A 26,323-nucleotide genomic window follows, 5' to 3' on the forward strand; every position below is an offset into this window, starting at 1 on the left:
TCGCGAACTTATTCGAAAAGGAGTGCGTCGGCGACGGCTAGCAGGGGGCAGTGGAGAAACCAGTGCGGGGCCGAATGTACCACCTGAGTTTCGGAGCGTCTAGCCCTGAATACGCAAAAAGCCCCGCTAATTGCGGGGCTTTTTTTCAGGCACTTTACAGCGACGCTTAGATGTTGGCGTCGAGGAAAGCAGCCAGTTGCGACTTCGACAGGGCGCCGACTTTGGTCGCTTCAACGTTGCCGTTCTTGAACAGCATCAGTGTCGGGATACCACGCACGCCGTGCTTGGCCGGGGTTTCCTGGTTCTCGTCGATGTTCAGTTTGGCAACGGTCAGCTTGCCTTTGTAAGTCTCGGCAATCTCGTCCAGAACCGGAGCGATCATTTTGCAAGGGCCACACCATTCAGCCCAGTAGTCGACCAGTACAGCGCCTTCGGCCTTGAGTACGTCGGCTTCGAAGCTAGCGTCGCTAACGTGTTTGATAAGATCGCTGCTCATGGAATTCTCCAGGTTGTAAGCAAAAAAACGTGGCCCATCATATCCGCCCTTCCCCGGTTCAGGAAGCCGCAGATGATTGAGTCTTGCTATGGTGCCCCATGAGTTTGGGTATAGCTCAAGTCACGCCGTGGCGGGGGCGATGAAAGCGATTCCGGTGCGCAGTGCCGCGTTGCGCACGTGCTCCTGCATGGCTTTTTGTGCAGCGCCCGAGGCACGGCGAGCCAGTGCACGAAGGATCTTGCGGTGCTCCTGCCAGGTTTCCATGGCCCGTTCGGCGCGGATGAACGGTAGTTTCTGGCTCTCCAGGAAGATCTCGGCGCTGGCGGTGAGGATGCTCAGCATCGCCTGATTACCGCTGGCCAGCAGGATTCGCCGGTGGAATTCAAAGTCCAGTTTTGCCGCTGCTTCAAAATCGCCAGCCTTCAACTGCTCGCGCATCGCCGCCACGTTGTCTTCCAGCACATCCAGATCGAACGTGCTCAGCGTCACCGCCGCCAGCCCGGCGGCAAAGCCTTCGAGTGCATAGCGAAGTTGAAAGATATCCAGCGGCGAGGCCTGCGCCGCGAACGACCAGCCTGGAGCATTCTCACCGCGCGACAACTCGACCGGTGACTGTACGAAAACCCCCTTGCCCGGCTGAATGCTGACCACCCCGAGGGCACTCAGCGACGACAACGCCTCACGCAACGAAGCGCGGCTGACACCCAACTGCAACGCCAGATCGCGCTGTGACGGCAAGGCGTCGCCCGCGCCAAAGCCCTGTTCGGTGATCAGTTTGCGGATCGCTTGCAGCGCCACTTCGGGTACCGCACGGGAGATCGAATTCATGTTTTTCAGACGCGCCAGGCCAATGTGCGGCTAGTTGTAAAGCTATTCGCCGAGTCCGGCAAGTCGTGCCCCAGCGGGGTTCGGTGCGGCGGACCGATGCGCCATGGCAGTGCGAAAAACTACCTGACTGTTCAGACCAGTAAGACCGAACAAACCCACTGAAACTGCGGCCTGCCGGGGCAAAACCCGCGTATTGGCACGGCACATGCTCTGTCCGATCGCAGATTTAACTTCCCGCCGATCCGGAGATTGTCCATGACCAAGCGTTACAGCGCCCTCCTCGCCGCCCTGTTCTCCTCTCTGCTGCTAAGCCAGGCCCCTGCTCACGCCGACGGTCTCGACGATGTGGTCAAACGCGGCACATTGAAAGTTGCGGTGCCCCAGGACTTCCCGCCTTTCGGCTCGGTCGGCCCGGACATGAAGCCTCGTGGCCTGGACATCGATACGGCGAAACTGCTGGCCGATCAACTCAAGGTCAAACTCGAACTGACGCCGGTCAACAGCACTAACCGCATCCCGTTCCTGACCACCGGCAAGGTCGACCTGGTGATTTCCAGCCTCGGCAAAAACCCCGAGCGCGAGAAAGTCATCGATTTTTCTCGCGCCTACGCGCCGTTCTACCTCGCCGTGTTCGGCCCGCCAGACGCTGCGATCGCCAACCTTGACGACCTCAAAGGCAAAACCATCAGCGTCACCCGTGGCGCCATCGAAGACATCGAGCTGACCAAGGTTGCCCCCGAAGGCGTGACCATCAAGCGCTTCGAAGACAACAACTCGACCATCGCCGCGTACCTCGCCGGCCAAGTCGACCTGATCGCCAGCGGCAACGTGGTGATGGTCGCGATCAGCGAAAAGAACCCAAAACGTGTGCCAGCCCTGAAAGTGAAGCTCAAGGATTCGCCGGTCTACGTTGGCGTGAACAAGAACGAAGCGGCGCTGCTGGCCAAGGTCAACGACATCCTGACCACCGCCAAGGCTGACGGCGCTCTGGAAAAGAACTCGCAGACCTGGCTGAAAGAGCCGCTGCCGGCCGATCTCTGATCGACTGCGCGGGAGACTTTCATGGCTTATCAGTTCGATTTCATGCCGGTGCTGGAAAACACCGACCTGTTGCTGCGCGGCGCGCTGTTCACCCTTGAGTTGACGGCCATTGGCGCGCTGCTCGGGGTTGGCGTGGGCATTGTCGGGGCGCTGGTGCGGGCGTGGAATATTCGCCCGTTCTCGGCGATCTTCGGCGTCTACGTCGAGTTGATCCGCAACACGCCGTTTCTGGTGCAACTGTTCTTCATCTTCTTCGGCTTGCCGTCGCTTGGTGTACAGATTTCCGAGTGGCAGGCAGCGGTGCTGGCGATGGTGATCAACCTGGGCGCGTATTCGACCGAGATAATTCGCGCCGGCATTCAGGCGATTCCGCGCGGGCAACTGGAAGCCGCCGCCGCGCTGGCAATGACGCGCTTCGAGGCGTTCCGCCATGTGGTGCTGCTGCCGGCGCTGGGCAAGGTCTGGCCGGCGCTGAGCAGCCAGATCATCATCGTCATGCTCGGCTCGGCGGTGTGTTCGCAGATCGCCACCGAGGAGCTGAGCTTCGCCGCCAACTTCATTCAGTCGCGCAACTTCCGCGCTTTTGAAACCTACGCGCTGACCACGCTGATCTACCTGTGCATGGCGCTGCTGATCCGCCAACTGCTGAACTGGGTCGGCCGCCGCTACATCGCGAGGAGCAGCCAATGAGCGACTTCACCTTCTGGGACATCCTGCGCAACCTGCTCACCGGTCTGCAATGGACGCTGGCGTTGTCGCTGGTGGCGTTTATCGGCGGTGGCCTCGTCGGGCTGCTGATCCTGATCATGCGTATCTCGAAAAACTCTGTGTCGAGCAACATTGCCCGGACCTGGATCGAACTGTTTCAGGGCACGCCGCTGTTGATGCAGCTGTTTCTGGTGTTCTTCGGCGTCGCACTGGCGGGGATCGAGATCTCGCCGTGGATGGCGGCGGCGATTGCTCTGACGCTGTTCACCAGTGCCTATCTGGCGGAGATCTGGCGTGGTTGCGTCGGATCGATCGCGAATGGCCAATGGGAAGCCTCGGCGAGTCTGGCGCTGAATCCACTGGAACAGCTGCGCTACGTGATCCTGCCGCAAGCCTTGCGCATTGCCGTGGCGCCGACCGTGGGCTTTTCGGTGCAAGTGGTCAAAGGCACCGCCGTGACCTCAATCATCGGTTTCACCGAACTGACCAAGACCGGCGGCATGCTCGCCAACGCCACGTTCGAACCGTTCATGGTCTACGGCCTCGTCGCCCTCGGCTACTTCCTGCTCTGCTACCCCTTGTCCCTCAGTGCGCGCTACCTGGAAAGGAGACTGCATGCCTCTGCTTAGAATTTCCGCCCTGCATAAATACTACGGCGATCACCACGTGCTCAAAGGTATCGACCTCAGCGTCGAGGAAGGCCAGGTGGTGGCAATCATCGGCCGCAGCGGCTCGGGCAAATCGACCCTGCTGCGCACGCTCAATGGCCTGGAATCGATCAACGACGGCGTGATCGAAGTCGACGGCGAGTACCTCGACGCCGCCCGCGCCGACCTGCGCAGCCTGCGGCAGAAGGTCGGCATGGTGTTTCAGCAGTTCAACCTGTTCCCGCACCTGACCGTGGGTGAAAACGTGATGCTCGCGCCGCAAGTGGTGCAGAAGGTGCCCAAGGCCAAGGCTGCGGATCTGGCGCGCAAGATGCTCGAACGGGTCGGCCTGGGGGAGAAATTTGATGCCTTCCCGGATCGGTTGTCCGGCGGGCAACAGCAACGGGTGGCGATTGCCCGGGCGCTGGCGATGTCGCCCAAGGTGCTGCTGTGTGACGAGATCACCTCGGCGCTCGACCCGGAACTGGTCAACGAAGTGCTCAGCGTGGTGCGGCAATTGGCCAAGGAAGGCATGACACTGATCATGGTTACCCATGAAATGCGCTTCGCCCGCGAGGTGGGGGACAAACTGGTGTTCATGCACCACGGCAAGGTGCATGAGGTGGGGGATCCGAAGGTGTTGTTTGCCAATCCGCAGACGGCGGAATTGGCCAACTTCATTGGTACGGTTGAAGCGACAGCCTGAAGGTTATTCAGGGACTTTAGCGGCCCCTTCGCGGGCAAGCCCGCTCCCACAGGGTTCTGCGGCGGAACATGATTGTCTGTTCGACACAAAAACCTGTGGGAGCGGGCTTGCCCGCGATTGACCGCGCCGCGGTCTCAAGCTTTTCTGCGCTGAATCAACGGTTTCAACCATGCGCGTTGGCGCCAGCGTTTGATCGTGGCACGATGTCGGGGTTATCGACCGAGACCCCCAGACCATGCCGCAATCCCAAGCCAAGAATCTGTCCCTGATCGCCGCAATCGACCTGGGCTCCAACAGCTTTCACATGGTCGTGGCCAAGGCCCAGAACGGCGAAATCCGCATTCTCGAGCGCCTGGGCGAAAAGGTTCAGCTGGCCGCCGGCATCGACGATCAGCGCCAGCTCAACGAAGAATCGATGCAACGTGGCCTCGATTGCCTCAAGCGTTTTGCCCAACTGATCAACGGTATGCCGCTGGGCGCCGTACGCATCGTCGGCACCAACGCCCTGCGCGAAGCGCGCAACCGCCTCGAATTCATCCACCGCGCCGAAGAAATCCTCGGTCACCCGGTGGAAGTCATCTCCGGCCGTGAAGAGGCGCGCCTGATCTATCTGGGCGTGTCGCACACCCTCGCCGACACCCCGGGCAAACGCCTGGTCGCCGACATCGGCGGTGGCAGTACCGAATTCATCATTGGCCAGCGCTTCGAACCGCTGCTGCGCGAAAGCCTGCAAATGGGTTGCGTCAGCTTCACTCAACGCTATTTCAAGGACGGCAAGATCACCCCGGCCCGCTATGCCCAGGCTTACACGGCGGCGCGACTGGAGATCATGAGCATCGAACACGCCCTGCATCGCCTGACCTGGGATGAAGCCATCGGCTCCTCGGGCACCATCCGCGCCATCGGCCTGGCGCTGAAGGCCGGCGGGCACGGCACCGGCGAAGTGAATGCCGAAGGTCTGGCGTGGCTCAAGCGCCGGCTGTTCAAACTCGGCGATGTCGACAAGATCGATTTCGAAGGCATCAAGCCTGATCGCCGGGCAATTTTCCCGGCAGGTCTGGCGATTCTCGAAGCGATCTTCGACGCCCTTGAACTGCAACGCATGGATCACTGCGACGGTGCGCTGCGTGAAGGCGTGCTCTACGACCTGCTCGGTCGCCACCATCACGAAGACGTACGCGAACGCACCCTGACCTCGCTGATGGAGCGCTATCACGTCGACCTGGAACAGGCCGCGCGGGTTGAACGCAAAGCCCTGCACGCCTTCGATCAGGTGGCTGCGGACTGGGAACTGGATGACGGTATCTGGCGCGAACTGCTGGGCTGGGCTGCGAAAGTGCACGAAGTCGGCCTCGACATCGCCCACTATCACTACCACAAGCACGGCGCCTACCTGATCGAGCACTCGGATCTGGCCGGGTTCTCCCGCGAAGATCAGCAAATGCTCGCCCTGCTGGTGCGCGGCCATCGCCGCAACATTCCCAAGGACAAGTTTGCCGATTTCGGTGACGACGGCGACAAGCTGATCCGCCTCTGCGTGTTGCTGCGCTTTGCCATTCTGTTCCACCACATTCGCGGCACGCAGGCGATGCCGCAGGTGGTTTTGCATGCGAAGGGCAACACTCTGGATGTGGAATTCCCGGAAAACTGGCTGGATGAGAATCAGCTGACTCAGGCGGATTTCGGGCTTGAGGCGGATTGGTTGACGCGGGTTGGCATCGTCCTCACCGTCCACTGATAACCCTTGTGGCGAGGGGATTTATCCCCGATGGACTGCGGAGCAGTCCCAGCTTTTTTTGGGGAAAAAGACCGGGGCCGCTTCGCGCCCCATCGGGGATAAATCCCCTCGCCACAGGTGAGTGAACGGCAGGCACAAAAAAGGCGATCCCGTGGGATCGCCTTTTTTATGGGCTGAAGGTCAGCTGCTCACCGGCAAAATCGGGCTGCCCAACCGCTCCAGCAACGTCGCCTGCGCACTGCGCGGGTTCTGGTTGCCGGTCGGCGTGTTGCGGATATAACGACCATCCGACTGCAAGCTCCAGCTGTGAGTGTTGTCGGTCAGGTACAGCTCCAGCTCTTTCTTCACCCGGGTCAGCAGTTTCTTGCCTTCCACCGGGAAGCAAGTCTCGACGCGCTTGTCGAGGTTGCGCTCCATCCAGTCGGCACTGGAGAGGAACATCTGCTCCTCGCCGCCATTAAGGAAGTAGAACACCCGGGTGTGCTCAAGGAAGCGGCCGATGATCGAGCGCACATGAATGTTGTGCGAAACCCCGGCAATGCCCGGCCGCAGGCAGCACATGCCACGCACCACCAGATCGATGCGCACGCCGGACTGGCTGGCCTTGTACAGCGCGCGAATGATCTTCGGATCGGTCAGCGAGTTGAACTTGGCAATGATGTGCGCCGGTTTGCCTTCGACGGCGAACTGGGTTTCGCGGGCAATCATGTCGAGCATGCCCTTCTTAAGGGTAAACGGCGCATGCAACAGCTTCTTCATGCGCAGCGTTTTACCCATGCCGATCAACTGGCTGAACAGTTTGCCGACGTCTTCGCACAAGGCATCGTCGGAGGTCAGCAAGCTGTAGTCGGTGTAGAGCTTGGCGTTGCCGGCGTGATAGTTACCGGTGCCGAGGTGCGCGTAACGCACAATCTCGCCGGCCTCGCGACGCAGGATCAGCATCATCTTGGCGTGGGTCTTGAAGCCGACCACGCCGTAGATCACCACCGCGCCCGCTGCTTGCAGACGGCTGGCCAGTTGCAGGTTGGATTCTTCGTCAAAACGCGCACGCAGTTCGATGACCGCCGTGACTTCCTTGCCGTTACGCGCAGCGTCTACCAGCGCATCGACGATTTCCGAGTTGGCGCCGGAGCGGTACAGCGTCTGGCGCACGGCCAGAACGTGCGGGTCTTTCGCCGCCTGGCGCAGCAGGTCGACCACCGGGGTGAACGACTCGAACGGGTGCAGCAGCAGGATGTCCTGCTTGCTGACCACGCTGAAAATGTTTTCGCTGTTCTGCAGCAGTTTCGGGATCTGCGGGGTGAACGGCGTGTATTGCAGCTCCGGATGGCTGTCCAGACCGGTGATGCTGAACAGACGCGTCAGGTTGACCGGGCCGTTGACCTGATACAGCTCGGTCTCGCTCAGGTTGAACTGCTTGAGCAGGTAGTCCGACAGGTGTTTCGGGCACGTGTCGGCGACTTCCAGACGCACCGCGTCACCGTAACGCCGCGAGAACAACTCGCCACGCAGGGCGCGGGCAAGGTCTTCGACGTCTTCGGAATCCAGCGCCAGGTCAGCGTTCCGGGTGAGGCGGAACTGGTAGCAGCCTTTTACCTTCATGCCCTGGAACAGGTCATCGGCGTGAGCGTGGATCATCGACGAGAGGAACACATAGTTGTCGCCGGCACCGCCGACTTCTTCCGGCACCTTGATGATCCGTGGCAACAGGCGCGGTGCCGGGATGATTGCCAGACCGGAATCGCGACCGAAGGCGTCGATGCCTTCGAGCTCGACGATGAAGTTCAGGCTCTTGTTCACCAGCAACGGGAACGGGTGCGTCGGGTCGAGGCCGATCGGGGTGATGATCGGTGCGATCTCGTCGCGGAAATAGCGGCGCACCCAGGTTTTGATCTTGGTCGTCCAGTGGCGGCGACGGATGAAGCGCACCTGATGCTTTTCCAGCTCCGGCAGCAGGATATCGTTGAGGATCGCGTACTGACGGTCAACATGACCGTGGACCAGCTCACTGATCCGCGCCAGCGCTTGATGCGGTTGCAGGCCATCGGCGCCGGCCTGTTCACGGGCGAAGGTGATCTGCTTTTTAAGGCCGGCAACGCGGATTTCGAAGAATTCGTCGAGGTTACTGGAGAAGATCAGCAGGAACTTCAGCCGCTCCAGCAACGGATAGGACTCGTCCAGCGCCTGCTCCAGCACGCGGATGTTGAATTGCAGTTGCGAAAGCTCGCGATGGATATACAGGCTGCTGTCATCCAGGCCGGGAATCGCTATCACCGGTGCCGCCGCAGCAGGTTCGGTGACCGGCGCGGGTGGCGCAGGCTCCAGTTCCGGCGGGGTTTCGGTGATTTGCTCCACCACCGGCTGAGCTTCTTTTACTGCAACTTCTGTGAGTCCTTCGGTATTCATCGAATGTTCCTGGGAGGGCTATTTCTGCTCTCGTAACAATTGAGCGGCGCGGACAGCAAAGTAAGTCAGGATGCCATCAGCGCCGGCACGTTTAAAGGCGGTCAGTGATTCAAGAATCACCGCCTCGCTCAACCAGCCATTCTGGATCGCCGCCATGTGCATGGCGTATTCGCCGCTAACCTGATAGACGAAGGTCGGCACTTTGAAGGCATCTTTTACCCGGAAAAGAATGTCCAGGTACGGCATGCCCGGTTTGACCATGACCATGTCCGCGCCTTCAGACAAGTCCGCGCCGACTTCGTGCAGCGCTTCGTCGCTGTTGGCCGGGTCCATCTGATAGGAAGCCTTGTTCGCCTTGCCCAGGTTCGAAGCCGAACCCACGGCATCGCGGAACGGGCCGTAATAGGCGCTAGCGTACTTGGCTGAATAGGCCATGATCCGCACATTGACGTGTCCGGCAATCTCCAGCGCCTCGCGGATCGCCTGGATACGGCCGTCCATCATGTCCGACGGCGCAACCACTTGAGCGCCAGCCTCGGCATGGGACAAGGCCTGGCGGACCAGTGCGTCGACGGTGATGTCGTTCTGCACGTAGCCGTCTGCGTCGAGAATGCCGTCCTGACCGTGGGTGGTGAACGGATCGAGGGCGACGTCGGTGATCACCCCCAGTTCCGGAAAGCGATCACGCAACGCGCGGGTCGCACGCTGGGCGATGCCTTCAGGATTCCAGGCTTCGGCAGCGTCGAGGGATTTCAGTTCAGGTGGCGTCACCGGGAACAGCGCCAGCGCCGGAATCCCCAGCTCGACCCATTTCGCCGCTTCTTCAAGCAGCAGGTCGATGGTCAAACGCTCTACACCCGGCATCGACGCCACGGCTTCGCGACGGTTTTCACCGTCGAGCACGAACACCGGCAGGATCAAGTCATCGACCGTCAGCACATTTTCCCGCACCAGCCGACGCGAAAAATCATCACGGCGATTGCGGCGCAGGCGCGTGGCTGGGAATAAACGGTTGGCAGGGGTAAAGCTCACGGCAGACTCCTGAGCCCGCGCAAACGGGCGAGCGTGACAGTTATAGACGGCCATTATGACTAACAGATGACAGTTGTGTGAGACCCGTGACATGTAGCCGCATTCCATTCTCAGTGTAGGAATTGTTCACGTCGAGACACATTTCGACACTTTCATGAATGTGTCCGAAGGGTTAGGCTGCGCGTTCATTTCGCCAGCACCCAGACAATGCTCCAACAATTTCTGCATGACTTTGGCTACTTTGCCTTGTTCCTCGGCACGTTCTTCGAAGGCGAAACCATCCTGGTGCTCGCGGGCTTCCTTGCGTTCCGTGGCTACATGGACATCAATCTGGTGGTGGTCGTGGCGTTCTTCGGCAGCTATGCCGGCGATCAGCTGTGGTACTTCCTGGGCCGCAAGCACGGGCGCAAATTGCTCGCGCGCAAGCCGCGCTGGCAGCTGATGGGCGACCGCGCGCTGGAGCACATCCGCAAGCATCCGGACATCTGGGTTCTGAGCTTCCGCTTCGTTTACGGCTTGCGCACGGTGATGCCGGTGGCCATCGGCCTGTCGGGTTATCCGCCGGGACGTTATCTGCTTTTGAACGGGATTGGCGCAGCGATCTGGGCCACCGCACTGGCAGCCGCCGCTTATCACTTCGGCGCGGTGCTGGAAGGCATGCTCGGCAGTATCAAGAAATACGAGCTGTGGGTACTCGGGGCGTTGCTGGTATTGGGCGTTGGCCTGTGGCTGCGTCGTCGCTTCAAGAATGCCCGTCTGGCGAAGCAGGTCTACGCCGACGAGCAAGCCGCGAAAGCCGCGCAGTTGCACCAGGCTGAACAGGCCAAAGCCGCCGAACCTAAGACGCCAGCCGAGTAATTCGCTGGCGACAGCCATACAGCCCGATGCCACTGAGCAGGCTGTAACCGAACAGGCCGGCCCACACCAACGGGCTGGCCGGCCATAGCCCGACCAGCGGCGCCAGCCACACCAATGGCAGGTTCAACGCCAGCCGCAGCAGTTCTACCTTCAGCGCCCACGGGCGATTCTCCAGGGTTACGCCCAACCCAAACACACCGAACGCCACCGCGCCCCAGCCGAGCAACAACGCGGCGATCGGCAGGCTGTGTTCCAGATTCATCAAGTAACTGCCCAACGCGATATAGACGCAGAACTGCAGCGCCACGTACCACTGCTGGCGGCGCTCAAGCGGCACTTCGAATTTACGGAACCGGGTCAGATCCGGTTTGCTCATCGGATACTTCGCCGCGACGTCCGCTGGCCGCCAACCGGTGCGCATGAACCAGATCCGCAGTTTGTCCCACCGACTCTCGGCCCGCCGCGCGTCATCCCACAACTGCGCATAAAACTGCAGATTCGCCCATAGCGGATTCCAGCTCGCCAGCGGCGTGGTCACGCCGAAAATCACCGGTTCGTTGTCGTCCTCTTCCTGAAACGTGCCGAACAGTCGATCCCAAAGAATGAACACCCCGCCGTAGTTGCGATCCATGTAGAGAGCGTTCTGTGCATGGTGAGCCCGATGATTGGATGGCGTGACGAAGCACCACTCGAACCAGCCGAGTTTGGGAATGTGCTTGGTGTGCACCCAGAATTGATAAAGCAGGTTCAGCGCCGCGACGCTGACGAACACCAGCAGCGGCACACCCAGCACGGCCATCGGCAGGAAAAAAATCCAGCCGAGCAGAAACCCGGTACTGGTCTGGCGCAGCGCAGTAGAGAGGTTGTACTCCTCGCTCTGGTGATGCACCGAGTGCGCCGCCCAGAGGATGTTGCGCTCATGCCCCATGCGGTGCAGCCAGTAGTAGCAGAAGTCATAGAGGACGAAGGCAAACGCCCAGACCCAAGGGCTGTCTGCCGAAAGCTTGAACAACGCCAGATGCTCCAGGGCAAAGGCGTACGTCAGGAGGCCGACACCTTTGGTCAAAAGGCCGGTGGTAGTCGACAGCACTCCGGTGCTGATGCTGTTCACCGCGTCGGCCAGGCGATAGTTGCTCACCCCGCGCCAACGGTCAGCGATCAGTTCCACCGCGATCAACACCAGGAAAAACGGCACCGCATACAGAATGAAGTCCATGACGCGTCCTGACTGGAATACCAAGGACAGATCCTAGGTGTAGCCGCCCCTTAACCCTATGGCAACACACGACAAATTAGTGGACATTTAGCGCCATGAATCTGGAGAGAAACCCATGAGCAAAAAAGTTGCAGTGATCCTGTCCGGCAGTGGCGTATACGACGGCGCCGAAATCCACGAGAGCGTCATCACCCTGCTGCGCCTCGATCAACGCGGCGCGCAGGTGCAGTGCTTCGCGCCGAACATCGCGCAATTGCATGTGATCAATCACCTGACCGGTGAAGAAATGCCCGAGTCGCGCAATGTGCTGGTGGAATCGGCACGCATCGCTCGCGGCAACATCAAGGACATCCGCGAGGCCGATGTCGACGACTTCGATGCGCTGATCGTGCCGGGCGGTTTTGGCGCGGCGAAAAACCTTTCAAACTTCGCCGTCGAGGGCGCGGGTTGCACCGTGCAGCCTGAGGTTCTGGCGTTGGCCGAAGCGTTCGCCGAAGCGGGCAAACCGGTCGGTCTGATGTGCATCTCGCCGGCACTCGCGGCAAAGATCTACGGCCCGGGCGTGACCTGCACCATTGGCAACGACGCCGACACCGCCACGGCGATGAACAAGATGGGCGCAACCCACGAAGACTGCGCGGTGACCGACATCGTCGAAGACAAGGCGCGCAAACTGGTGACCACCCCGGCGTACATGCTGGCGCAGAACATCAGCGAAGCGGCGTCGGGGATCAACAAACTCGTCGACCGCGTCCTCGAACTGACCCACGAGAACGATGCCTGACCTTAATTGCTAAACCCGTTGTGGTGAGGGGATTTATCCCCGATGGCCTGCGCAGCAGGCCCCCATCTTTTCAAGATCAAGAGGGGCCCGCTTCGCGAGCCATCGGGGATAAATCCCCTCGCCACAGATGTTCGGATGAATCAGGATTGCCGTGAAAGACGGGTGAGAATCCGGTCCAGCGCATTGGCGAACGCCTGCTTCTCGCGATCGCCGAACGGTGCGGGGCCGCCACTCATCTGACCCTGCTCACGCAGATCGGTGAACAGGTTGCGTACGGCCAGGCGCTCGCCCATGTTCTGCGCATCGAACTCCTTGCCGCGCGGATCCAGCGCCGCCACGCCCTTCTTCACCAGCCGATCGGCCAGCGGGATATCGCTGCAGATCACCAGCTCACCAGGCACCGCGTGCTCGACCAGATAATCGTCCGCCGCATCCGGGCCGCTCGGCACCACGATCAGCTTGACGATGGCCAGCCCCGGTTTGGTCTGCGGCTGACCCGCCACCAGCACCACCTCGAACTGGCGCTTGAGGGCGAACTTCACCACCAGATCCTTCGCCTGCCGAGGGCAGGCGTCGGCATCGATCCATACACGCATCATCTTTTCCTCTTCCCAAAAAGCATCGCGGGCAAGCCCGCTCCCACAGGTTACGCGCAAATCCTGTGGGAGCGGGCTTGCCCGCGAATGTGAGCGCAGCGAATGCGGTTAAGCGGTGACCCGCTTCTTCTCGGCCACCCAACTGCGCCCGTACAACACAACAATCGCCAGGATCGCCACAGCCTGCGCCGTCAGCGAATAGGCATCGGCGTGAATCCCCAGCCAATCGAACTCGAAGAACGCCACCGGCCGCGTGCCGAAGATTCCGGCTTCCTGCAACGCCTTCACGCCATGCCCGGCAAACACCACCGACAGCGCGCACAGCAGCGCGGCGTTGATGCTGAAGAACAGTGTCAGCGGCAGTTTCGCCGAACCGCGCAGGATCACCCACGCCAGACCGACCAGCAGCACCAGCGCCGTCGCCCCACCGGCGAGCACCGCGTCATGCCCGGCAGGACCGGCCTGCAGCCACAGGGTTTCGTAGAACAGGATCACTTCGAAGAGTTCGCGATAGACCGAGAAGAACGCCAGAATCGCGAAACCAAAACGCCCGCCGCCGCCCACCAGGCTGCTCTTGATGTAATCCTGCCAGGCCGCGGCGTGGCGACGGTCGTGCATCCACACGCCGAGCCACAACACCATCACACTGGCGAACAGCGCCGTCGCACCTTCCAGAAGCTCACGTTGCGAACCGCTGACGTCGATCACGTACGCCGCCAGCGCCCAAGTGCCGAGGCCGGCCAGCAACGCCAGGCCCCAACCGACGTTGACGCTGCGCACCGCCGATTGCTGACCGGTGTTGCGCAAGAACGCGAGGATCGCCGCCAGCACCAGAATCGCTTCCAGACCTTCACGCAGCAGAATCAGCAGGCCGGAAATGTAGCTCAGCGACCAGCTCAGACCATCGCTGCCGAGCAACCCGGCGGACTCTTTGAGTTTGGCTTTCGCCGCGTCCAGACGTTCTTCGGCTTGTTCGACCGGCAGGCCGTCCTGCAACGACTGCCGGTAAGCCATCAGCGACTTCTCGGTGTCCTTGCGCACGTTGGCGTCGACGTTATCCAGCGAACTTTCAACCAGTTCGAAACCTTCCAGATACGCCGCTACCGACAGGTCGTAGGCCTGATCATGTGCTCCGGCACGGTAAGCCGCGAGGCTCTTGTCCAGGGTTGCCGCGGTGTAGTCGAGCAACTGCGCCGGGCCGCGTTTGACCTGCGGCGGCTGTGCACGTTGGGCACGGAACGTCGCAGCGGCTTGCGGACCTTCGGCGGCCTGCACTTCGGCCGGCGTCTGGCGAGCCAGATCGGCGATGTTGTAGGTTTTCTCGGAGGTGGCCGCCGCAGCGTCGGCGCTGAAGCCGGCGATGTAGGTGGCCAGATCCCAACGCTGACGATCATCCAGTTGATCGGCAAACGCCGGCATGTCGGTGCCTTCGACGCCTTGGCCGAGGGTGTTGTAGATCGCGTACAGACTCAGGTGATCCAGACGCGCCGCGTCACGCAGATTGGCCGGAGCTGGCGTCATGCCCAGACCTGCCGGACCGTCGCCGGCGCCGCTGTCACCGTGGCACACCGAGCAGTTTTGCGCATACAGCGGCGCGCCACGGGTCGGATCCGGGGTGATGATCGGCGCCTGGCTGACTTCATACGCCACGGCCAGTTGTGCGCCCAGTTGCCGGGCCTGACGGGCAACGTCGGCGCCGTCCTGCTTCGCCGTGATCGCCGCGTGCAGCGCTTCGACACCCTGCTCTAGCGCCGCTTTCTCGGGTTTGGCCGGCATGTCGGCGATCAAGCCTTGCAGCGCCTGAGTGAACTCGAGCTGCTCGCGATATTCGGAGTCGTCGACGACTTTGCCCGCCGCGACCGTCTGCGGGTAGTCGGCGCTGATGTAATCAAGCAGGTGCAGCGCTTGCGGTGCGCCTTCCACGGTATCGGCCAGCAGGTTGAAGCTGCTCAGGGCGCACAACGGAAACACCAGCCAGGCCAGAAATCGGGACGAGGCAGTCATGAAGAGGTCTCAAGTGGAAATGCGAAGTTACATATTGTTCACTTCGAACACGTTTCCCTCAAGCTTTGTCGGCGTTTCGGCGTTTTTAACGCGTGGGTGTGCTCAGGTTCCGGTAATGCTCGGTCATGAAATCAACGAACACTTTGACCTTCAGTGCGACATGTCGGGCATGCGGATACAGCGCGTAATAATGCCGCTGGCCGAGGGTGCAGTTGGGCAGGATCTGCACCAGCCGCCCGCTCAACAAGTCGTCCTGAACCGTGGCCCGGGTGAATGAGGCGATGCCGACACCGGCCAGCGCGGCAGCATGCAGTGAGCTGATCGAGTTCGCCTTGAAGTGACCTTGTGCCCGGAGCGGCGTGGTGGCTCCGCGCGCATCGGACAACAACCAGTCGCTGCCACCGGTAAACGCCAACAATTGATGCCCGGTCAACTCCCGGGCCTGACGCACCAGACCATGGCGCGCCACATAAGCCGGCGATGCCACCAGCAACATGTCCGAGACCGTGAGCAATCGCGCCACCAATGACGAGTCCGCCAGTGGCCCGCAAATGCGCAGCGCAACATCGAAACCTTCGGCAATCAGATCGACGAAGCGATCATCGCAGGACAGATCGACCTCAATATCGGGGTAACGCTGCTGAAACGCCGGGAGCCAGTTCGCCAGCTCCAGCGTGCCGATCACCATCGGTGCGCTGATACGCAGAACGCCGCTGGGGCTTTCATGGGCCTGACCGACTGCGATGGCGGCTTGATCCAGTCGATCAAGAATGTCCACGCACGCGGCGTAATACTGCTGCCCGGCGGTGGTCAGGCTGAAGCGCCGGGTGTTGCGGTTGATCAAGCGCGTGCCGAGCTCGGTTTCCAACTGCTGCAACTGCCGGGAGACCGTCGAGTGCGTGGTGTCGAGTCGCTCGGCGGCGGCGCTGAAGCCGCGACATTCGACGATGCAACGAAACGCACGCATGGCCAGCAGTTGATTCATTGAAGTCCCGGACTCAGTGAAAGACAGGTGGCCAAGGCTAGCTCAATCCACTCGGCCATCCCACCTGTAACCGTTGCAGGGCACGAAGTGTCGGCGCAAAACAGAGCAGCATATGGCCACTACTCACCTCTATACTGCGTCGACTTGTCGTTTTTCTGCTCAAGGATGACCCCTTCCAATGCGCCAATGCCTGTTGCTGCCCCTCATGATCGCGACCCTTGTGCAACTGGCGGGATGCGGCGCTTACCGCAATTACGACCTGGAACTGCAACAGACCACCGACCAGCTCAAGTCCGGCAACGTCGACGGCTCACTCGCACTGATCGAAGCGCACAACCCCGATGCCGAAAAGGATTTGCTCTATTACCTGGAGAAAGGTGCAGTCCTCAGTGCCGGCGGTGAGCTGCCGCAGAGTCAGGTGGCGTGGCGCAGTGCCGAACAGATGATCATTCAGCGTCAGGACACTATCGAAACCACCGGCGATAAATTGCTCGCCGCGATGGGCGATCACTGGGGCGGCATCATCAACGACAAGATTCGCCGTTACGATGGCTACGACTACGAAAAGGTCATGCTGACCACGCAAATGACCCTCAACCAGTTGTCCGCGAATGACTTCGACGGCGCCCGTGCCGACATCAAGAAAACCCACGAGCGAGAAACGCTGATCGCCCGTCAGCGAGAACTGGAATACGAACGCGTCGAAGCAGCGGCCAAGGCTCAGGGCGCGCGCGTGCACTACAAGGATCTGCAAGGTTACCCGGTAGTCATGCTCGATTCGCCCGCCGTCATTGCGTTGAAAAACGGTTATCAGAGTGCGTTCAGCCACTATCTCGCCGGGTTCACCTACGAAGCGCTGGGTGAAAAGGATCTCGCGGCACCGGGTTATCGTCAGGCCATTGAGCTGCGCCCGGACATGGCGTTTTTCCAGCAAGCATTGCGCGACCTCGACAGCCCCGGACTCAAAGCCGACGAAAGCGACGTGCTGATCATCGTGCAAAGTGGCCTGGCGCCCGCGCGCAGTTCGGTGCGTGTGCCCTACCCGGTGAAGCTGGCGGACGGGCAAGTCATCGTTGCCAATATCTCCTTCCCGGTGATGGTGCCCGACACCTCCACCCAGCCAATCAGCCAGGTCAGCATCGACGGGCGCCAGAAAAAGCTGATCGCGGTCAACAACATCACTGACATGTCCTTGCGGACGTTGCGTGACGATATGCCGGGGATTATTCAGCGCACCACCTACCGGGCATTCCTCGCAGCAGACGTTCAGGGCACCGACAATCGCCGCGATCCGAGCAAGGCCTCATACGTGACTCACTGGGATGGTTTCGAGCAGGCCGATACACGCACTTGGCGCACCCTGCCCAATCTCACACAGGTCGCGCGTTTGCGCCTGAAAAAGGGCGATCACCTGATCAGCCTGCCGAATGCCACTGTGCCGCTGAAAATCCGTATCGATCAGAACCGTCAGATGATTGGCCTGCGCGTGCTGGGAGACCGTATCTTCGCGAATGGCAGCGCTTTTCAGCCCGGAGCTTCTGCGGACAACCGCGTATCCGGTCTGAAATAACTAATGGCACCAAACTAACAATTGCAATTAAAAAGCTATTACATAGCCAGCACCGCCCGCCTATAATGCCGCGCCCTCGCTATTGCGAAACGGCATTAAAGCTCCTCTGGTTATGAGGAATTGGCAGGAGGCCAACGCCACTGTCGATGGGTCACACCAGCCCGACCAGCATCCGCGGCTGTAGTTACTCCAGGGAAGAAGTACCCCCATGGCATTCCGCGCTCCCACTCTGATCGCGCTCAGCGCCGTCACTCTGCTGTCCGGCTGTTCGGCGTTTCGCAACTACGACTCCGAACTGGCACAGACCAACCAGCAACTGGCCTCCGGCAACGTCGACGCCGCGCTGACCTTGCTGGAAAAGAACAACACCGGCCCTGACAAAGACCTGCTCTATTACTTCGAGAAAGGTGAACTGCTGCGCGCCAAGGGCGACCTGTCCGGCAGCCAGAACGCCTGGACCAGCGCCGATGTAGTGGTCGGTCAGTGGGAAGATTCGGTCAAGCTCGACACCGGCAAATACCTCGCTCAGTTCGGCAGCTTCGTCGTCAACGACAAGGTTCGCCGCTACGAAGGTTACGACTACGAAAAAGTCATGCTGACCACGCAGATGGCCCTGAACCTGCTGGCGGTGAATGACTTCGACGGCGCACGCACCGCGATCAAGAAGACTCACGAACGCGAAGCGGTGATCGCCGACCTGCGTGACAAGGAATACCTCAAGAGCGAAGAAGAGGCCGAGAAAGAAGGCATCAAGACTCAATACAAGGATCTGCAAGGCTATCCGGTCGCCAGCCTCGACGCGCCGGAAGTGGTCAGCCTGAAAAACAGCTACCAGAGTGCGTTCAGCCATTACCTGGCCGGCTTCGTCTATGAAGCCCTCGGTGAAAAAGATCTGGCTGCGCCGGGCTACCGCAAGGCAGCCGAACTGCGCCCGAACACGCCGCTGCTGGAACAGGCGCTGGTCAACCTCGACAAGCCGAGCAAAAGCGACGACAGCGACATCCTGATCGTCGTGCAAAGCGGCCTGGCGCCGTCCCGTGATTCGATTCGGGTGCCGCTGCCGTTGCCGATCTCCAACAACGTGGTGATCACCCCGCTGTCGTTCCCGATCATCAAGGCTGACACCTCCACCGCGCCATTCGCGCAGATCGGTGTCGACGGCCAGCAGGTCAATCTGACCGCCCTCAACAGCACCACCGCCATGTCCCGCCGCGCCTTGCGCGATGACATGCCGGGGATCATCGTGCGCACCACCGTGCGCGCGATCACCAAAGGCGTAGCGCAGAAGAAGATCAACGAAACCAACCCGCTGGCAGGTCTCGCGGTCGGTATTTCTTCAGCCGTGCTCGAAGGTGCCGATACCCGTACGTGGCGCACCCTGCCGGACAACACTCAAGTGGTGCGTCTGCGCCTGAAAAAGGGTGAGCATCAGGTTACCCTGCCGAGCGCCGTGGGCGGTTCGGTGGTCAAGGTCACCGTTGACCAGCGCTATCAAGTGATCAGCCTGCGCGCCGTCGGCAATCAGGTGTTCGCTGGCGGTCTCGCCGCCCATGTCATCCCGAGCGCCGGCGCGACCAACGTTGCCAGCCTCAAACAACCTTAAGAACGGAGTCTTTGCATGCGCTTCAAACTCATCGCCGTCGCCGCCCTCGCCTTGCTGGCGAGCGGCTGCGCCACCCCGCCGCCACCTGAGCCGGGCAGCGCCGCGAGCAAAGTCGTGGCCATGGGGCCGCAGAAACACATCGTCGTCGGCGCCATGCGCGTCGCCCGCGAAAACGGTTTCATGACCGTCAACGTGCAGTTGAGCAACACCCTCAACAGCAACAAGACGTTCTACTACCGCTTCGCCTGGCTCGGCCCGGAAGGTTTCCCGATTGCCGAGGAAGAAGTCTGGAAGAGCCAGATGATGTATGGCGCCCAGACCAGCTTCATCCAGGGCATCGCCCCGACCCCGAAAGCCGTGGACTTCCGTCTGGAACTCAAGACGCCGTAAGCCCGCCACCCTATTTCTGATTTAGAGAACACTGCCATGTTTGTACGCTTTTCCTGCATCGCCGTTATCGCCCTGCTGGCCTCCGGCTGCGCCAACACCTCGCCGACCCTGGGCAGCAAGAACATCAGCTACGGCGACACCAAAGCGGTTGAAACCGTGACCAACGAATTCGGTTCGACCGACCTGCAAATGATCGCCGAGTCGATGACCCGCTCGCTGGCTCAGTCCGGCATTCTGCAGAACCGTCCTGTGGTTCAGGTCTACGACGTGAAAAACAAGACCAGCGAGTACATCGATACCCGCGAAATCACCACCAGCATCAAGACCCAGCTGATGAAAACCGGCGTTGCGCGTTTTGCCAGCGACAACAATGCGATGCAGAGCCAGGTTGACCAGCTGAAGCTGCAAAACCAGAGCGGTCTGTACAAGAAGAGCACCGTGGCCAAGACCGGCAACATGGTGGCTGCCAAGTACCGCATCGAAGGCTCGATCAGCTCGATCGTCAAGCGCAGCAGCGATTACAAAGACGTCTTCTACAAATTCAGCCTGCAATTGATTGACGTGGAAAGCGGTCTGGCCGAGTGGATGGACGAAAAAGAGATCCGCAAAACCACGGAGCGTTAATCGATGCGCGCATGGATTGGCATGATGGCCCTGGCTTGCGCGTTTGGCGCGCAAGCGGCCCCGAAAGTCGCGGTGACGGATCTGGCGTATCAGGAGCGTGTGGAGCAATACATCCACATCGTTTCGGCCCAGAGCAATCATCGCGAGAGTTATTACAGCGCCAGCGGTTCTTCGAGCTACAACGAGATCGAAGCGACCACCAGCTACATCGAACAGGGCGAGCTGCGCAAATTCACCGGCGACATCAAGGGTGAAATTCTGCGTACCGGCATGTTCCAGCTGGTGCAGGGCACGCCGTACACCGCGTCGTCCAAGGGCGATGTCTATGACGTGATCAAACGCATCAAGGCCGGCAACTTCAAAGGCGCCGACTACGTACTGTTTGGCACGGTATCGGACATCGACTTCACCCAGGACATGAACGAGCTGGCGCACACCGACAGCTATTCGGCGGTACTGGGCCTGACGCTGGTGGCGGATTTCAGCCTGATCAACACCAAGACCTTCGAAATCACTTCGGCCTTCACGGCGATGGGTGAAGCGCAGGACACCAAACTGGTGAACGGCCGCGACATCAAGATCTCGCTGAACCGCCCGCGGGTAGTGCGTGAAGTGTCGAAGGCGCTGGGCGAAGACGTCGCCGGGCAACTGAGCCAACAGCTCGGTGGTGGCGGCTACGAGCAGCCGCGTGAAGCGCCGCAGCGCAACAATCTGCCGCGTGATACTGCGCCGGTGATCTTGCGCTGATTGATTTGGAGAAATGCTTTCCTGTGGCGAGGGGATTTATCCCCGTTGGGCTGCGAAGCGGCCCTTTCTTTTAAGATCAAGAGGGCCCGCTGCGCGAGCCAACGGGGATAAATCCCCTCGCCACAAAAGCTCACTCCAGAAAGGGCAATAAAAAGGCGACCTCAAGAGGTCGCCTTTTTTCTGGCCGGGGCTTTTAGACCGCCGCTTTACGCAACGTCGCCATAAACGCCGCCGCGCCAATGAATAAACCGGCAAAGGTGCGGTTCATGCGTTTCTGCTGCGTTGGCGTGCGCAGCAGGCGCAGCACTTTCGACGCCAGTCCGGTGTAGCCGGCCATGACGACCAGGTCAACGGCGATCATGGTCACGCCGATCACCACGTACTGGATCAACAGCGGTGCATGCGGATTGATGAACTGCGGCAGCACCGCCAGCATGAACACCAGTGCCTTGGGGTTGCTGATGTTCACCAAAAAGCCACGGAACACCAGCGCCAGCGGCTTGCCGATCGGCCGCACTGCCGCGTCGTCGCTCATGTCCATGGGCAGTGCGCGCCATTGCTTGATCGCCAGATACACCAGATAGGCCACGCCGAACCATTTGATCGCATGAAACGCGGTGGCCGAAGCAGTGAGAATCGCGCCGACACCGGCACCAACAATTGCAATCTGCACCGCGAGGCCGATTTGCAGGCCCAGGGCGTTCCAGTAACCACGCCAAAAGCCGTATTGCAGACCGCTGGACATCGACGCAATAGCGCCGGCGCCCGGAGAAAGACTGATCACCCAGCAGGCGGCGAAAAACGCCAGCCATGTTTGAAGCTCCATCGCACACCTCGACTCTGAATCGTCACAGACGTCCAAGCTAATGCGGTTTGGAATGGTTGACCATTAATTTTTTGCAGGATGGTGCAGCAATCACGGCTGGTGGACCTTTTCGCGAGCAGGCTCGCTCCCACAGGGAAACGCATTTCAAATGTGGGAGCGAGCCTGCTCGCGAAAGCGTCAGAACAGACGCCCCGAAATCTACTTCTCGAAGCCGCTCGACGGAAACACATCCGTCCCGCGCCAACGCCGCACCGAGCGCTGGAAGAACAAACTGTTCGGCACCTGCACCATCGCGCTACCGGTGCCCAGTTCCTCAGCCTCGATCAGCGTGGTGTAGAGCAGATTGATCGCCACCACTCGCCCCTTCACACCGGGCTTGTCCGTGGTGTCGACCAACTCGACGATATCCCCCAGGCGAAACGGCCCGACGGTGAAGATCAGAATCGCGCAGAGCAGGTTCGACAGCACACTCCACATCGCGAAGAACGCCACCGCCGCCACGGCAACAAAACCGGACAACGCCGTCCACAACACCGTGGCCGAAACACCGAGGCGCTCGAGCACGAAAATCACCGCACTGCCCATGATCAGCCAGCGCAGCACGCCTCGCAGTGGCATCAGCAACTGCGGCGGGAACGGATAACGCTCACCCAGACGGGTCAGGCATTTGGCGACAAAGCGCTGGGCAATGTAACCGGCCAACAGAATCAGCAGAATCTGTACGCCGAGCCAGATCGGCTCGACCCACATCGCCGGCAGCGGCAGCTTGAACGCCTCCATCAGGACAGCGCCTCCAGCTCCGCCTGCATGCTTTCCAGCGTTTCCAGGGCTTGCATCCACGCCTCTTCCAGTTCGCCTTCGCGAACCTTCAGCTTGGCCTGCTCGGCCAGCAGATCACGCAATTCGTTCTTGCGCGCCGGCTCGTAGATATCGCTGTCGCCAAGGCTGGCATCAACCTTGGCGAGTTTTTCGTGGAGCTTGCCCAGTTCGGCTTCCAGCTTGTCGGCTTCGCGCTTGTGCGGCGCCAATTGCTGACGCAACGCAGCAGCAGCCTGACGTTGAGCCTTCTTGTCGGTCTTGTCCGGATTGACCGGGGTGTTGCTGACCGGCGCGTTGCGCTGACGGTATTCGACCAGCCAGCGCGCATAGTCTTCGAGGTCGCCATCGAACTCTTCCACCTTGCCGTCAGCGACCAGGTAGAAGTTATCGGTGGTGCTCTTGAGCAAGTGCCGATCGTGAGACACCACCAGTACCGCGCCGCTGAATTCCTGCAGCGCCATGGTCAGCGCCAGGCGCATTTCCAGATCGAGGTGGTTGGTCGGTTCGTCGAGCAGCAGCAGGTTCGGCCGTTCCCAGGCGATCAATGCCAAGGCCAGACGCGCCTTTTCACCACCGGAGAAATTCAGCACCGGCTCATCAATGCGCGAGCCACGGAAGTCGAAACCGCCGAGGAAGTCGCGCAGGGTCTGCTCACGCTCGGTTGGCGCCAAGCGCTGCAAGTGCAGCAGCGGACTGGCTTTGGCGTCCAGCGAGTCCAACTGATGCTGGGCGAAGTAGCCGACCACGGTGTTCTCGCCGCGGGTCAGGCGCCCGGCGATCGGTGACAGCTCGCCGGCGAGGTTCTTGATCAGCGTCGATTTACCCGCGCCATTCGGACCAAGCAGGCCGATCCGCGCACCTGGGGTCAGTTGCAGCTTGACCTTCTCCAGGATGGTTTTATCGCCGTAGCCGAGACGTGCATCGGAGAGGTCGATCAGCGGGCTGGAGATCTTGGTCGACTCGCGGAACACAAAGTCGAACGGCGAATCGACGTGGGCCGCCGACAGCTCTTCCATACGCTCCAGCGCCTTGATCCGGCTCTGCGCCTGACGGGCCTTGGTGGCCTGGGCCTTGAAGCGGGCGATGTAGCTTTCCATGTGCGCACGTTGCGCCTGCTGCTTCTCGTAGGCCTGTTGTTGCTGGGCCAGACGCTCGGCACGGGCGCGTTCGAACGCGGTGTAGCCGCCGCGATAGAGGGTGATTTTGCGCTGATCGACATGGGCGACGTGATCGACGACTTCGTCGAGGAAATCACGGTCGTGGGAAATCAGCAGCAAGGTGCCCGGGTAGCTTTTCAGCCACTCTTCGAGCCAGATGATCGCGTCGAGGTCCAGGTGGTTGGTCGGTTCGTCGAGCAACAACAGGTCCGATGGGCACATCAAGGCCTGCGCCAGATTCAGGCGCATCCGCCAGCCACCGGAGAAATCGCCGACCTGACGATCCATCTGCTCGTTGGTGAAACCCAGACCGGCGAGCAACTTGCGCGCTCGCGCATCGGCGGTGTAACCGTCGGCGCTGTCGAGCTCGGCGTGCAGACGGGCCTGAGCGGCACCATCCTGCGCTGCTTCGGCGGCCGCGAGGTCACGTTGCACCTCGCGTAGACGCAGGTCGCCGTCGAGCACATAGTCGACGGCAAGACGCTCGAGCGTCTCGATCTCCTGGCGCATATGAGCGATGCGCCAGTCGGCCGGCAAATAGCAGTCACCCGAATCAGGGTGCAGCTCACCCCGAATCAAGGCGAACAGGCTGGATTTGCCGGCGCCATTGGCACCGATGAGGCCGGCTTTGTGGCCGGCGTGCAGGGTCAGCTCGGCGTCTTCTAGCAGACGTTGCGGGCCACGCTGTAAAGTCAGGTTCTGAAGTCGGATCATAATGGCGGCGGAGTCTACCAGCTTCGCTCACAACTGGCGCGAGTAGCACGATGTCCTCTGACCTGTGGAGCTTTTCCCTTGCCACCTACGCCCGCCCGGGCGTGGAAGACGCCTGCCTGCAACTGCAAACGGCGGGGGCCAATGTGTGTCTGCTGTTGTGCGGTTTATGGCTGGAGCAACGCGGGGTGACGTGCGATGAACAACGCGTACGGCTGCTTCAGGCGTTGACCGAGCCTTGGGATGTCGAGGTGGTGCAGCCGCTGCGAGCAATGCGCATGCAATGGAAAGCGCGGGCGATTGATGATGCGGTGCTGAAAGGCATGCGCGAGCAGATCAAATCACTCGAGCTTGAGGCTGAGCGAGCGTTGCTGTCACGGCTTGAGGGTCTGGCGCAGGAGTGGACGCGAAACGGCGCAGGTTCAAACACCTGGCTGGAAGGCTTGGCCGGTGCGACGGCCAGTCCGAACCGCGACGCGCTGCAAGTGCTGCGCGTCGCGGCAACCGGCACTTAGGAAGCGCTGGTCGGGTTGCTGGTGACGCTCGACACGGCGGCTGGCGTTGGCGCAGTCGAAGGGGTCGAGGTAGAGGCGGCAGGTGCCGGTGCAGCCGGAGTTGCTGGCGTGGCAGGCTTGGCCGTTGGCGCGGTTGCCGGTTTGACGGCGGCTGGTTTGGCAGCGGCTGGCTTTTTCACGGCTGGTTTTGCGGCTGGCTTGGCAGCTGGTTTTGCAGCAGCAGGCTTGGCGGCAGCAGTCGCTGGCTTGGCAGCGGCGGCCGGTTTCGCGGCAGGCTTGGTTGCCGGTTTGGCGGCGGCTTTCACGGCTGGTTTGGCAGCCGGCTTGGCAGGCGCTTTTGCAGCTGGTTTGGCTGCAACCGGTTTGGCGGCAGTCTTGGCGGCTGGTTTGGCAGCGGCGGTTTTAGCAGCAGGTTTTGCTGCTGGTTTTGCCGATGCTTTGGCAGCGGTTTTAGCAGCAGGTTTGGCGGCTGCGGTTTTCGCTGGAGCTGCTTTGGCAGCGGCTGATTTTGCAGCCGGTTTTGCTGCGGCAGGTTTGGCAGCTGGCTTGGCGGCCGCTGGTTTTGCAGCGGTGGTTTTAGCCGCCGGTTTTGCAGCACTCGCGGCAGCCGGTTTTTTCGCTGCAGGTTTTGCAGCGGTTTTGGCAGCAGGTTTGGCCGCCGCTTTCACCGGTGCTTTGGCCGCAGGTTTGGCTGCAGTTTTAGCAGCCGGTTTGGCCGCTGCGGTTTTCGCCGGGGCTTTGGCCGCAGCAGGTTTTGCAGCTGCTTTCTTCGCTGGTGCCGCTGCCGGTTTGGCTGCGCGAGTGGACAATACTTTACCCACGGCTTCTTGAACGCGACCAACACCCTGGGCCAGTTTCAGGCTTTCCTGAGCATCGCGCTTGAGTTGCAGAATGTAGCTGCGAGTGTCGGACTGACGATCCTTCAACGCATCGAGCAGGTCTTCCAGTTCTTTCACTGCGCCTTTGGCCTTGGTCTGCGCCTTGGCTTTACCGGCGGCCGCTGCATCCTGCAATTTGGTGCGGGATTTGTGCAGTTTTTCTTGCGCCTTGCCGCGTTGCTTTTCCAGTTTGGCGAGCAGTTTTTCAGCATCAGCCAAGGCTTGGGAGCAAGCGTTTTCCAGATGCTCGAGCAAGCTGCCCGAGAGTTGTTGGAGTAAGTGCAACGGAGTATTTACAGGCTTCTTGGTGGCCGACATGGTTTACCTCCTGGCTGACGTGAGTGCGGCTCATACTAGACCTCTGCAGTTACCGCCGCTAGGTCATCTTGACAGTATCGAAACGGTTGCGTTGCAACGAAGTGAAAATGTTCTGCACGA

25 protein-coding genes are annotated in these 26,323 nt (G+C 60.7%); 13 read left to right on the forward strand and 12 right to left on the reverse strand.

Annotated elements, in window-relative coordinates; translation table 11 throughout:
* Positions 1-166 precede the first annotated feature (166 nt).
* Positions 167-496, reverse strand: a complete 330-nt coding sequence (gene trxA / locus ACIONG_RS21150; RefSeq protein WP_003206727.1) for a thioredoxin TrxA — start codon at positions 494-496, stop codon at positions 167-169.
* A 120-nt stretch (positions 497-616) separates the two neighbouring features.
* A complete protein-coding gene (locus ACIONG_RS21155; protein ID WP_401302510.1) occupies positions 617-1,324 on the reverse strand; it encodes a FadR/GntR family transcriptional regulator in 708 nt (235 codons plus the stop codon).
* Positions 1,325-1,579: 255 nt separating this feature from the next.
* Between ACIONG_RS21155 and ACIONG_RS21160 the strand changes: the two genes are divergently transcribed.
* The 5 genes from ACIONG_RS21160 to ppx all read left to right on the forward strand — a co-directional run bounded on the left by ACIONG_RS21160 (position 1,580) and on the right by ppx (position 6,164).
* Positions 1,580-2,365 carry a transporter substrate-binding domain-containing protein gene (locus ACIONG_RS21160; protein ID WP_103302521.1) on the forward strand — a complete coding sequence of 262 codons (786 nt, stop codon included), beginning with the start codon at positions 1,580-1,582 and terminating at the stop codon, positions 2,363-2,365.
* A 21-nt stretch (positions 2,366-2,386) separates the two neighbouring features.
* Positions 2,387-3,055: an amino acid ABC transporter permease gene (locus ACIONG_RS21165; RefSeq protein ID WP_213026920.1), complete on the forward strand. Its 669-nt coding sequence runs from the start codon at positions 2,387-2,389 to the stop codon at positions 3,053-3,055.
* The gene (locus ACIONG_RS21170; protein ID WP_401302512.1) at positions 3,052-3,702 is read left to right on the forward strand and encodes an amino acid ABC transporter permease; all 651 of its coding nucleotides are present in this window, start codon (positions 3,052-3,054) and stop codon (positions 3,700-3,702) included. The genes ACIONG_RS21165 and ACIONG_RS21170 overlap by 4 nt, the downstream gene beginning before the upstream one ends.
* Positions 3,689-4,426, forward strand: a complete 738-nt coding sequence (locus tag ACIONG_RS21175) for an amino acid ABC transporter ATP-binding protein (protein WP_401302514.1) — start codon at positions 3,689-3,691, stop codon at positions 4,424-4,426. Before ACIONG_RS21170 ends, ACIONG_RS21175 begins: the two co-directional genes overlap by 14 nt.
* A 235-nt stretch (positions 4,427-4,661) precedes the next feature.
* Positions 4,662-6,164: an exopolyphosphatase gene (gene ppx / locus ACIONG_RS21180; RefSeq protein ID WP_103302525.1), complete on the forward strand. Its 1,503-nt coding sequence runs from the start codon at positions 4,662-4,664 to the stop codon at positions 6,162-6,164.
* A gap of 180 nt (positions 6,165-6,344) precedes the next feature.
* On the opposite strand, the gene ppk1 is transcribed toward ppx, so the two are convergent.
* Positions 6,345-8,570 (reverse strand): polyphosphate kinase 1, encoded by a 2,226-nt coding sequence (gene ppk1 / locus ACIONG_RS21185; protein WP_103302526.1) that lies wholly within the window; start codon positions 8,568-8,570, stop codon positions 6,345-6,347.
* An 18-nt stretch (positions 8,571-8,588) separates the two neighbouring features.
* Positions 8,589-9,602 (reverse strand): porphobilinogen synthase, encoded by a 1,014-nt coding sequence (hemB, locus tag ACIONG_RS21190; RefSeq protein ID WP_401302517.1) that lies wholly within the window; start codon positions 9,600-9,602, stop codon positions 8,589-8,591.
* Between the two features lie 207 nt (positions 9,603-9,809).
* On the opposite strand from hemB, the gene ACIONG_RS21195 reads away from it, so the two are divergent.
* On the forward strand, positions 9,810-10,460 hold the full coding sequence (locus ACIONG_RS21195) for a DedA family protein (protein ID WP_103302528.1): 651 nt from the start codon (positions 9,810-9,812) through the stop codon (positions 10,458-10,460).
* Here ACIONG_RS21195 and ACIONG_RS21200 read toward each other — a convergent pair.
* Positions 10,441-11,676, reverse strand: a complete 1,236-nt coding sequence (locus ACIONG_RS21200; protein WP_401302519.1) for a sterol desaturase family protein — start codon at positions 11,674-11,676, stop codon at positions 10,441-10,443. The genes ACIONG_RS21195 and ACIONG_RS21200 overlap by 20 nt on opposite strands.
* A gap of 115 nt (positions 11,677-11,791) precedes the next feature.
* Here ACIONG_RS21200 and elbB point away from each other — a divergent pair, with 115 nt between their 5' ends.
* A complete protein-coding gene (elbB, locus tag ACIONG_RS21205; RefSeq protein WP_103302530.1) occupies positions 11,792-12,460 on the forward strand; it encodes an isoprenoid biosynthesis glyoxalase ElbB in 669 nt (222 codons plus the stop codon).
* A 140-nt stretch (positions 12,461-12,600) separates the two neighbouring features.
* Here the strand turns inward: elbB and ACIONG_RS21210 are convergent, their stop codons facing one another.
* The 3 genes from ACIONG_RS21210 to ACIONG_RS21220 all read right to left on the reverse strand — a co-directional run bounded on the left by ACIONG_RS21210 (position 12,601) and on the right by ACIONG_RS21220 (position 16,045).
* Positions 12,601-13,056: a YaiI/YqxD family protein gene (locus ACIONG_RS21210; RefSeq protein WP_315445066.1), complete on the reverse strand. Its 456-nt coding sequence runs from the start codon at positions 13,054-13,056 to the stop codon at positions 12,601-12,603.
* Positions 13,057-13,164: 108 nt separating this feature from the next.
* Positions 13,165-15,060, reverse strand: coding sequence for an FTR1 family protein (locus tag ACIONG_RS21215; RefSeq protein ID WP_401302522.1), 1,896 nt, complete (start codon positions 15,058-15,060; stop codon positions 13,165-13,167).
* Between the two features lie 85 nt (positions 15,061-15,145).
* Positions 15,146-16,045: a LysR substrate-binding domain-containing protein gene (locus ACIONG_RS21220; RefSeq protein WP_401302524.1), complete on the reverse strand. Its 900-nt coding sequence runs from the start codon at positions 16,043-16,045 to the stop codon at positions 15,146-15,148.
* Between the two features lie 178 nt (positions 16,046-16,223).
* On the opposite strand from ACIONG_RS21220, the gene ACIONG_RS21225 reads away from it, so the two are divergent.
* The 5 genes from ACIONG_RS21225 (at position 16,224) to ACIONG_RS21245 (ending at position 20,979) form a co-directional block, all read left to right on the forward strand.
* Positions 16,224-17,615, forward strand: a complete 1,392-nt coding sequence (locus ACIONG_RS21225; RefSeq protein ID WP_401302526.1) for a COG3014 family protein — start codon at positions 16,224-16,226, stop codon at positions 17,613-17,615.
* A gap of 208 nt (positions 17,616-17,823) precedes the next feature.
* Positions 17,824-19,218, forward strand: coding sequence for a COG3014 family protein (locus tag ACIONG_RS21230; RefSeq protein WP_103302535.1), 1,395 nt, complete (start codon positions 17,824-17,826; stop codon positions 19,216-19,218).
* Between the two features lie 15 nt (positions 19,219-19,233).
* Positions 19,234-19,608, forward strand: a complete 375-nt coding sequence (locus ACIONG_RS21235) for a YcfL family protein (protein ID WP_011336502.1) — start codon at positions 19,234-19,236, stop codon at positions 19,606-19,608.
* A gap of 36 nt (positions 19,609-19,644) precedes the next feature.
* Entirely contained in the window at positions 19,645-20,232 is a 588-nt protein-coding gene (lpoB, locus tag ACIONG_RS21240) for a penicillin-binding protein activator LpoB (protein ID WP_103302536.1), read from the forward strand.
* A gap of 3 nt (positions 20,233-20,235) precedes the next feature.
* Positions 20,236-20,979: a penicillin-binding protein activator LpoB gene (locus ACIONG_RS21245; RefSeq protein WP_213026927.1), complete on the forward strand. Its 744-nt coding sequence runs from the start codon at positions 20,236-20,238 to the stop codon at positions 20,977-20,979.
* Between the two features lie 193 nt (positions 20,980-21,172).
* Here ACIONG_RS21245 and ACIONG_RS21250 read toward each other — a convergent pair whose 3' ends face one another.
* The 3 genes from ACIONG_RS21250 to ACIONG_RS21260 form a co-directional block, all read right to left on the reverse strand.
* On the reverse strand, positions 21,173-21,805 hold the full coding sequence (locus ACIONG_RS21250; protein WP_103302538.1) for a LysE family transporter: 633 nt from the start codon (positions 21,803-21,805) through the stop codon (positions 21,173-21,175).
* A gap of 198 nt (positions 21,806-22,003) precedes the next feature.
* Complete coding sequence (locus tag ACIONG_RS21255) at positions 22,004-22,585, reverse strand: mechanosensitive ion channel family protein (protein WP_213026928.1); 582 nt, start codon at positions 22,583-22,585, stop codon at positions 22,004-22,006.
* Positions 22,585-24,495, reverse strand: coding sequence for an ATP-binding cassette domain-containing protein (locus ACIONG_RS21260; protein WP_401302530.1), 1,911 nt, complete (start codon positions 24,493-24,495; stop codon positions 22,585-22,587). The genes ACIONG_RS21255 and ACIONG_RS21260 overlap by 1 nt, the downstream gene beginning before the upstream one ends.
* Positions 24,496-24,545: 50 nt before the next feature.
* On the opposite strand from ACIONG_RS21260, the gene ACIONG_RS21265 reads away from it, so the two are divergent.
* Positions 24,546-25,007, forward strand: coding sequence for a TIGR02444 family protein (locus ACIONG_RS21265; RefSeq protein ID WP_103302541.1), 462 nt, complete (start codon positions 24,546-24,548; stop codon positions 25,005-25,007).
* On the opposite strand, the gene ACIONG_RS21270 is transcribed toward ACIONG_RS21265, so the two are convergent.
* On the reverse strand, positions 25,004-26,203 hold the full coding sequence (locus ACIONG_RS21270; RefSeq protein WP_401302532.1) for an AlgP family protein: 1,200 nt from the start codon (positions 26,201-26,203) through the stop codon (positions 25,004-25,006). The genes ACIONG_RS21265 and ACIONG_RS21270 overlap by 4 nt on opposite strands.
* Positions 26,204-26,323 lie beyond the last annotated feature (120 nt).

The sequence above is a fragment of the Pseudomonas sp. NPDC087817 genome (assembly GCF_044742875.1).
In the GTDB taxonomy this organism is placed as follows: Bacteria; Pseudomonadota; Gammaproteobacteria; order Pseudomonadales; family Pseudomonadaceae; genus Aquipseudomonas.

What these genes read in the sequence shown, in the direction of transcription:
- ppx (WP_103302525.1), top strand. Translation starts at nt 4,662, where the DNA reads ATGCCGCAATCCCAAGCCAAGAATCTGTCCCTGATCGCCGCAATCGAC.
- ACIONG_RS21245 (WP_213026927.1), top strand. Translation starts at nt 20,236, where the DNA reads ATGCGCGCATGGATTGGCATGATGGCCCTGGCTTGCGCGTTTGGCGCG.
- ACIONG_RS21270 (WP_401302532.1), bottom strand. Translation starts at nt 26,203, where the DNA reads ATGTCGGCCACCAAGAAGCCTGTAAATACTCCGTTGCACTTACTCCAA.
- ACIONG_RS21210 (WP_315445066.1), bottom strand. Translation starts at nt 13,056, where the DNA reads ATGCGTGTATGGATCGATGCCGACGCCTGCCCTCGGCAGGCGAAGGAT.
- lpoB (WP_103302536.1), top strand. Translation starts at nt 19,645, where the DNA reads ATGTTTGTACGCTTTTCCTGCATCGCCGTTATCGCCCTGCTGGCCTCC.
- ACIONG_RS21220 (WP_401302524.1), bottom strand. Translation starts at nt 16,045, where the DNA reads ATGAATCAACTGCTGGCCATGCGTGCGTTTCGTTGCATCGTCGAATGT.
- ACIONG_RS21235 (WP_011336502.1), top strand. Translation starts at nt 19,234, where the DNA reads ATGCGCTTCAAACTCATCGCCGTCGCCGCCCTCGCCTTGCTGGCGAGC.
- ACIONG_RS21255 (WP_213026928.1), bottom strand. Translation starts at nt 22,585, where the DNA reads ATGGAGGCGTTCAAGCTGCCGCTGCCGGCGATGTGGGTCGAGCCGATC.
- ACIONG_RS21230 (WP_103302535.1), top strand. Translation starts at nt 17,824, where the DNA reads ATGGCATTCCGCGCTCCCACTCTGATCGCGCTCAGCGCCGTCACTCTG.
- ACIONG_RS21215 (WP_401302522.1), bottom strand. Translation starts at nt 15,060, where the DNA reads ATGACTGCCTCGTCCCGATTTCTGGCCTGGCTGGTGTTTCCGTTGTGC.
- ACIONG_RS21260 (WP_401302530.1), bottom strand. Translation starts at nt 24,495, where the DNA reads ATGATCCGACTTCAGAACCTGACTTTACAGCGTGGCCCGCAACGTCTG.
- ACIONG_RS21155 (WP_401302510.1), bottom strand. Translation starts at nt 1,324, where the DNA reads ATGAATTCGATCTCCCGTGCGGTACCCGAAGTGGCGCTGCAAGCGATC.
- elbB (WP_103302530.1), top strand. Translation starts at nt 11,792, where the DNA reads ATGAGCAAAAAAGTTGCAGTGATCCTGTCCGGCAGTGGCGTATACGAC.
- ACIONG_RS21200 (WP_401302519.1), bottom strand. Translation starts at nt 11,676, where the DNA reads ATGGACTTCATTCTGTATGCGGTGCCGTTTTTCCTGGTGTTGATCGCG.
- ppk1 (WP_103302526.1), bottom strand. Translation starts at nt 8,570, where the DNA reads ATGAATACCGAAGGACTCACAGAAGTTGCAGTAAAAGAAGCTCAGCCG.
- ACIONG_RS21225 (WP_401302526.1), top strand. Translation starts at nt 16,224, where the DNA reads ATGCGCCAATGCCTGTTGCTGCCCCTCATGATCGCGACCCTTGTGCAA.
- ACIONG_RS21195 (WP_103302528.1), top strand. Translation starts at nt 9,810, where the DNA reads ATGCTCCAACAATTTCTGCATGACTTTGGCTACTTTGCCTTGTTCCTC.
- ACIONG_RS21170 (WP_401302512.1), top strand. Translation starts at nt 3,052, where the DNA reads ATGAGCGACTTCACCTTCTGGGACATCCTGCGCAACCTGCTCACCGGT.
- ACIONG_RS21175 (WP_401302514.1), top strand. Translation starts at nt 3,689, where the DNA reads ATGCCTCTGCTTAGAATTTCCGCCCTGCATAAATACTACGGCGATCAC.
- ACIONG_RS21165 (WP_213026920.1), top strand. Translation starts at nt 2,387, where the DNA reads ATGGCTTATCAGTTCGATTTCATGCCGGTGCTGGAAAACACCGACCTG.
- trxA (WP_003206727.1), bottom strand. Translation starts at nt 496, where the DNA reads ATGAGCAGCGATCTTATCAAACACGTTAGCGACGCTAGCTTCGAAGCC.
- ACIONG_RS21265 (WP_103302541.1), top strand. Translation starts at nt 24,546, where the DNA reads ATGTCCTCTGACCTGTGGAGCTTTTCCCTTGCCACCTACGCCCGCCCG.
- ACIONG_RS21160 (WP_103302521.1), top strand. Translation starts at nt 1,580, where the DNA reads ATGACCAAGCGTTACAGCGCCCTCCTCGCCGCCCTGTTCTCCTCTCTG.
- ACIONG_RS21250 (WP_103302538.1), bottom strand. Translation starts at nt 21,805, where the DNA reads ATGGAGCTTCAAACATGGCTGGCGTTTTTCGCCGCCTGCTGGGTGATC.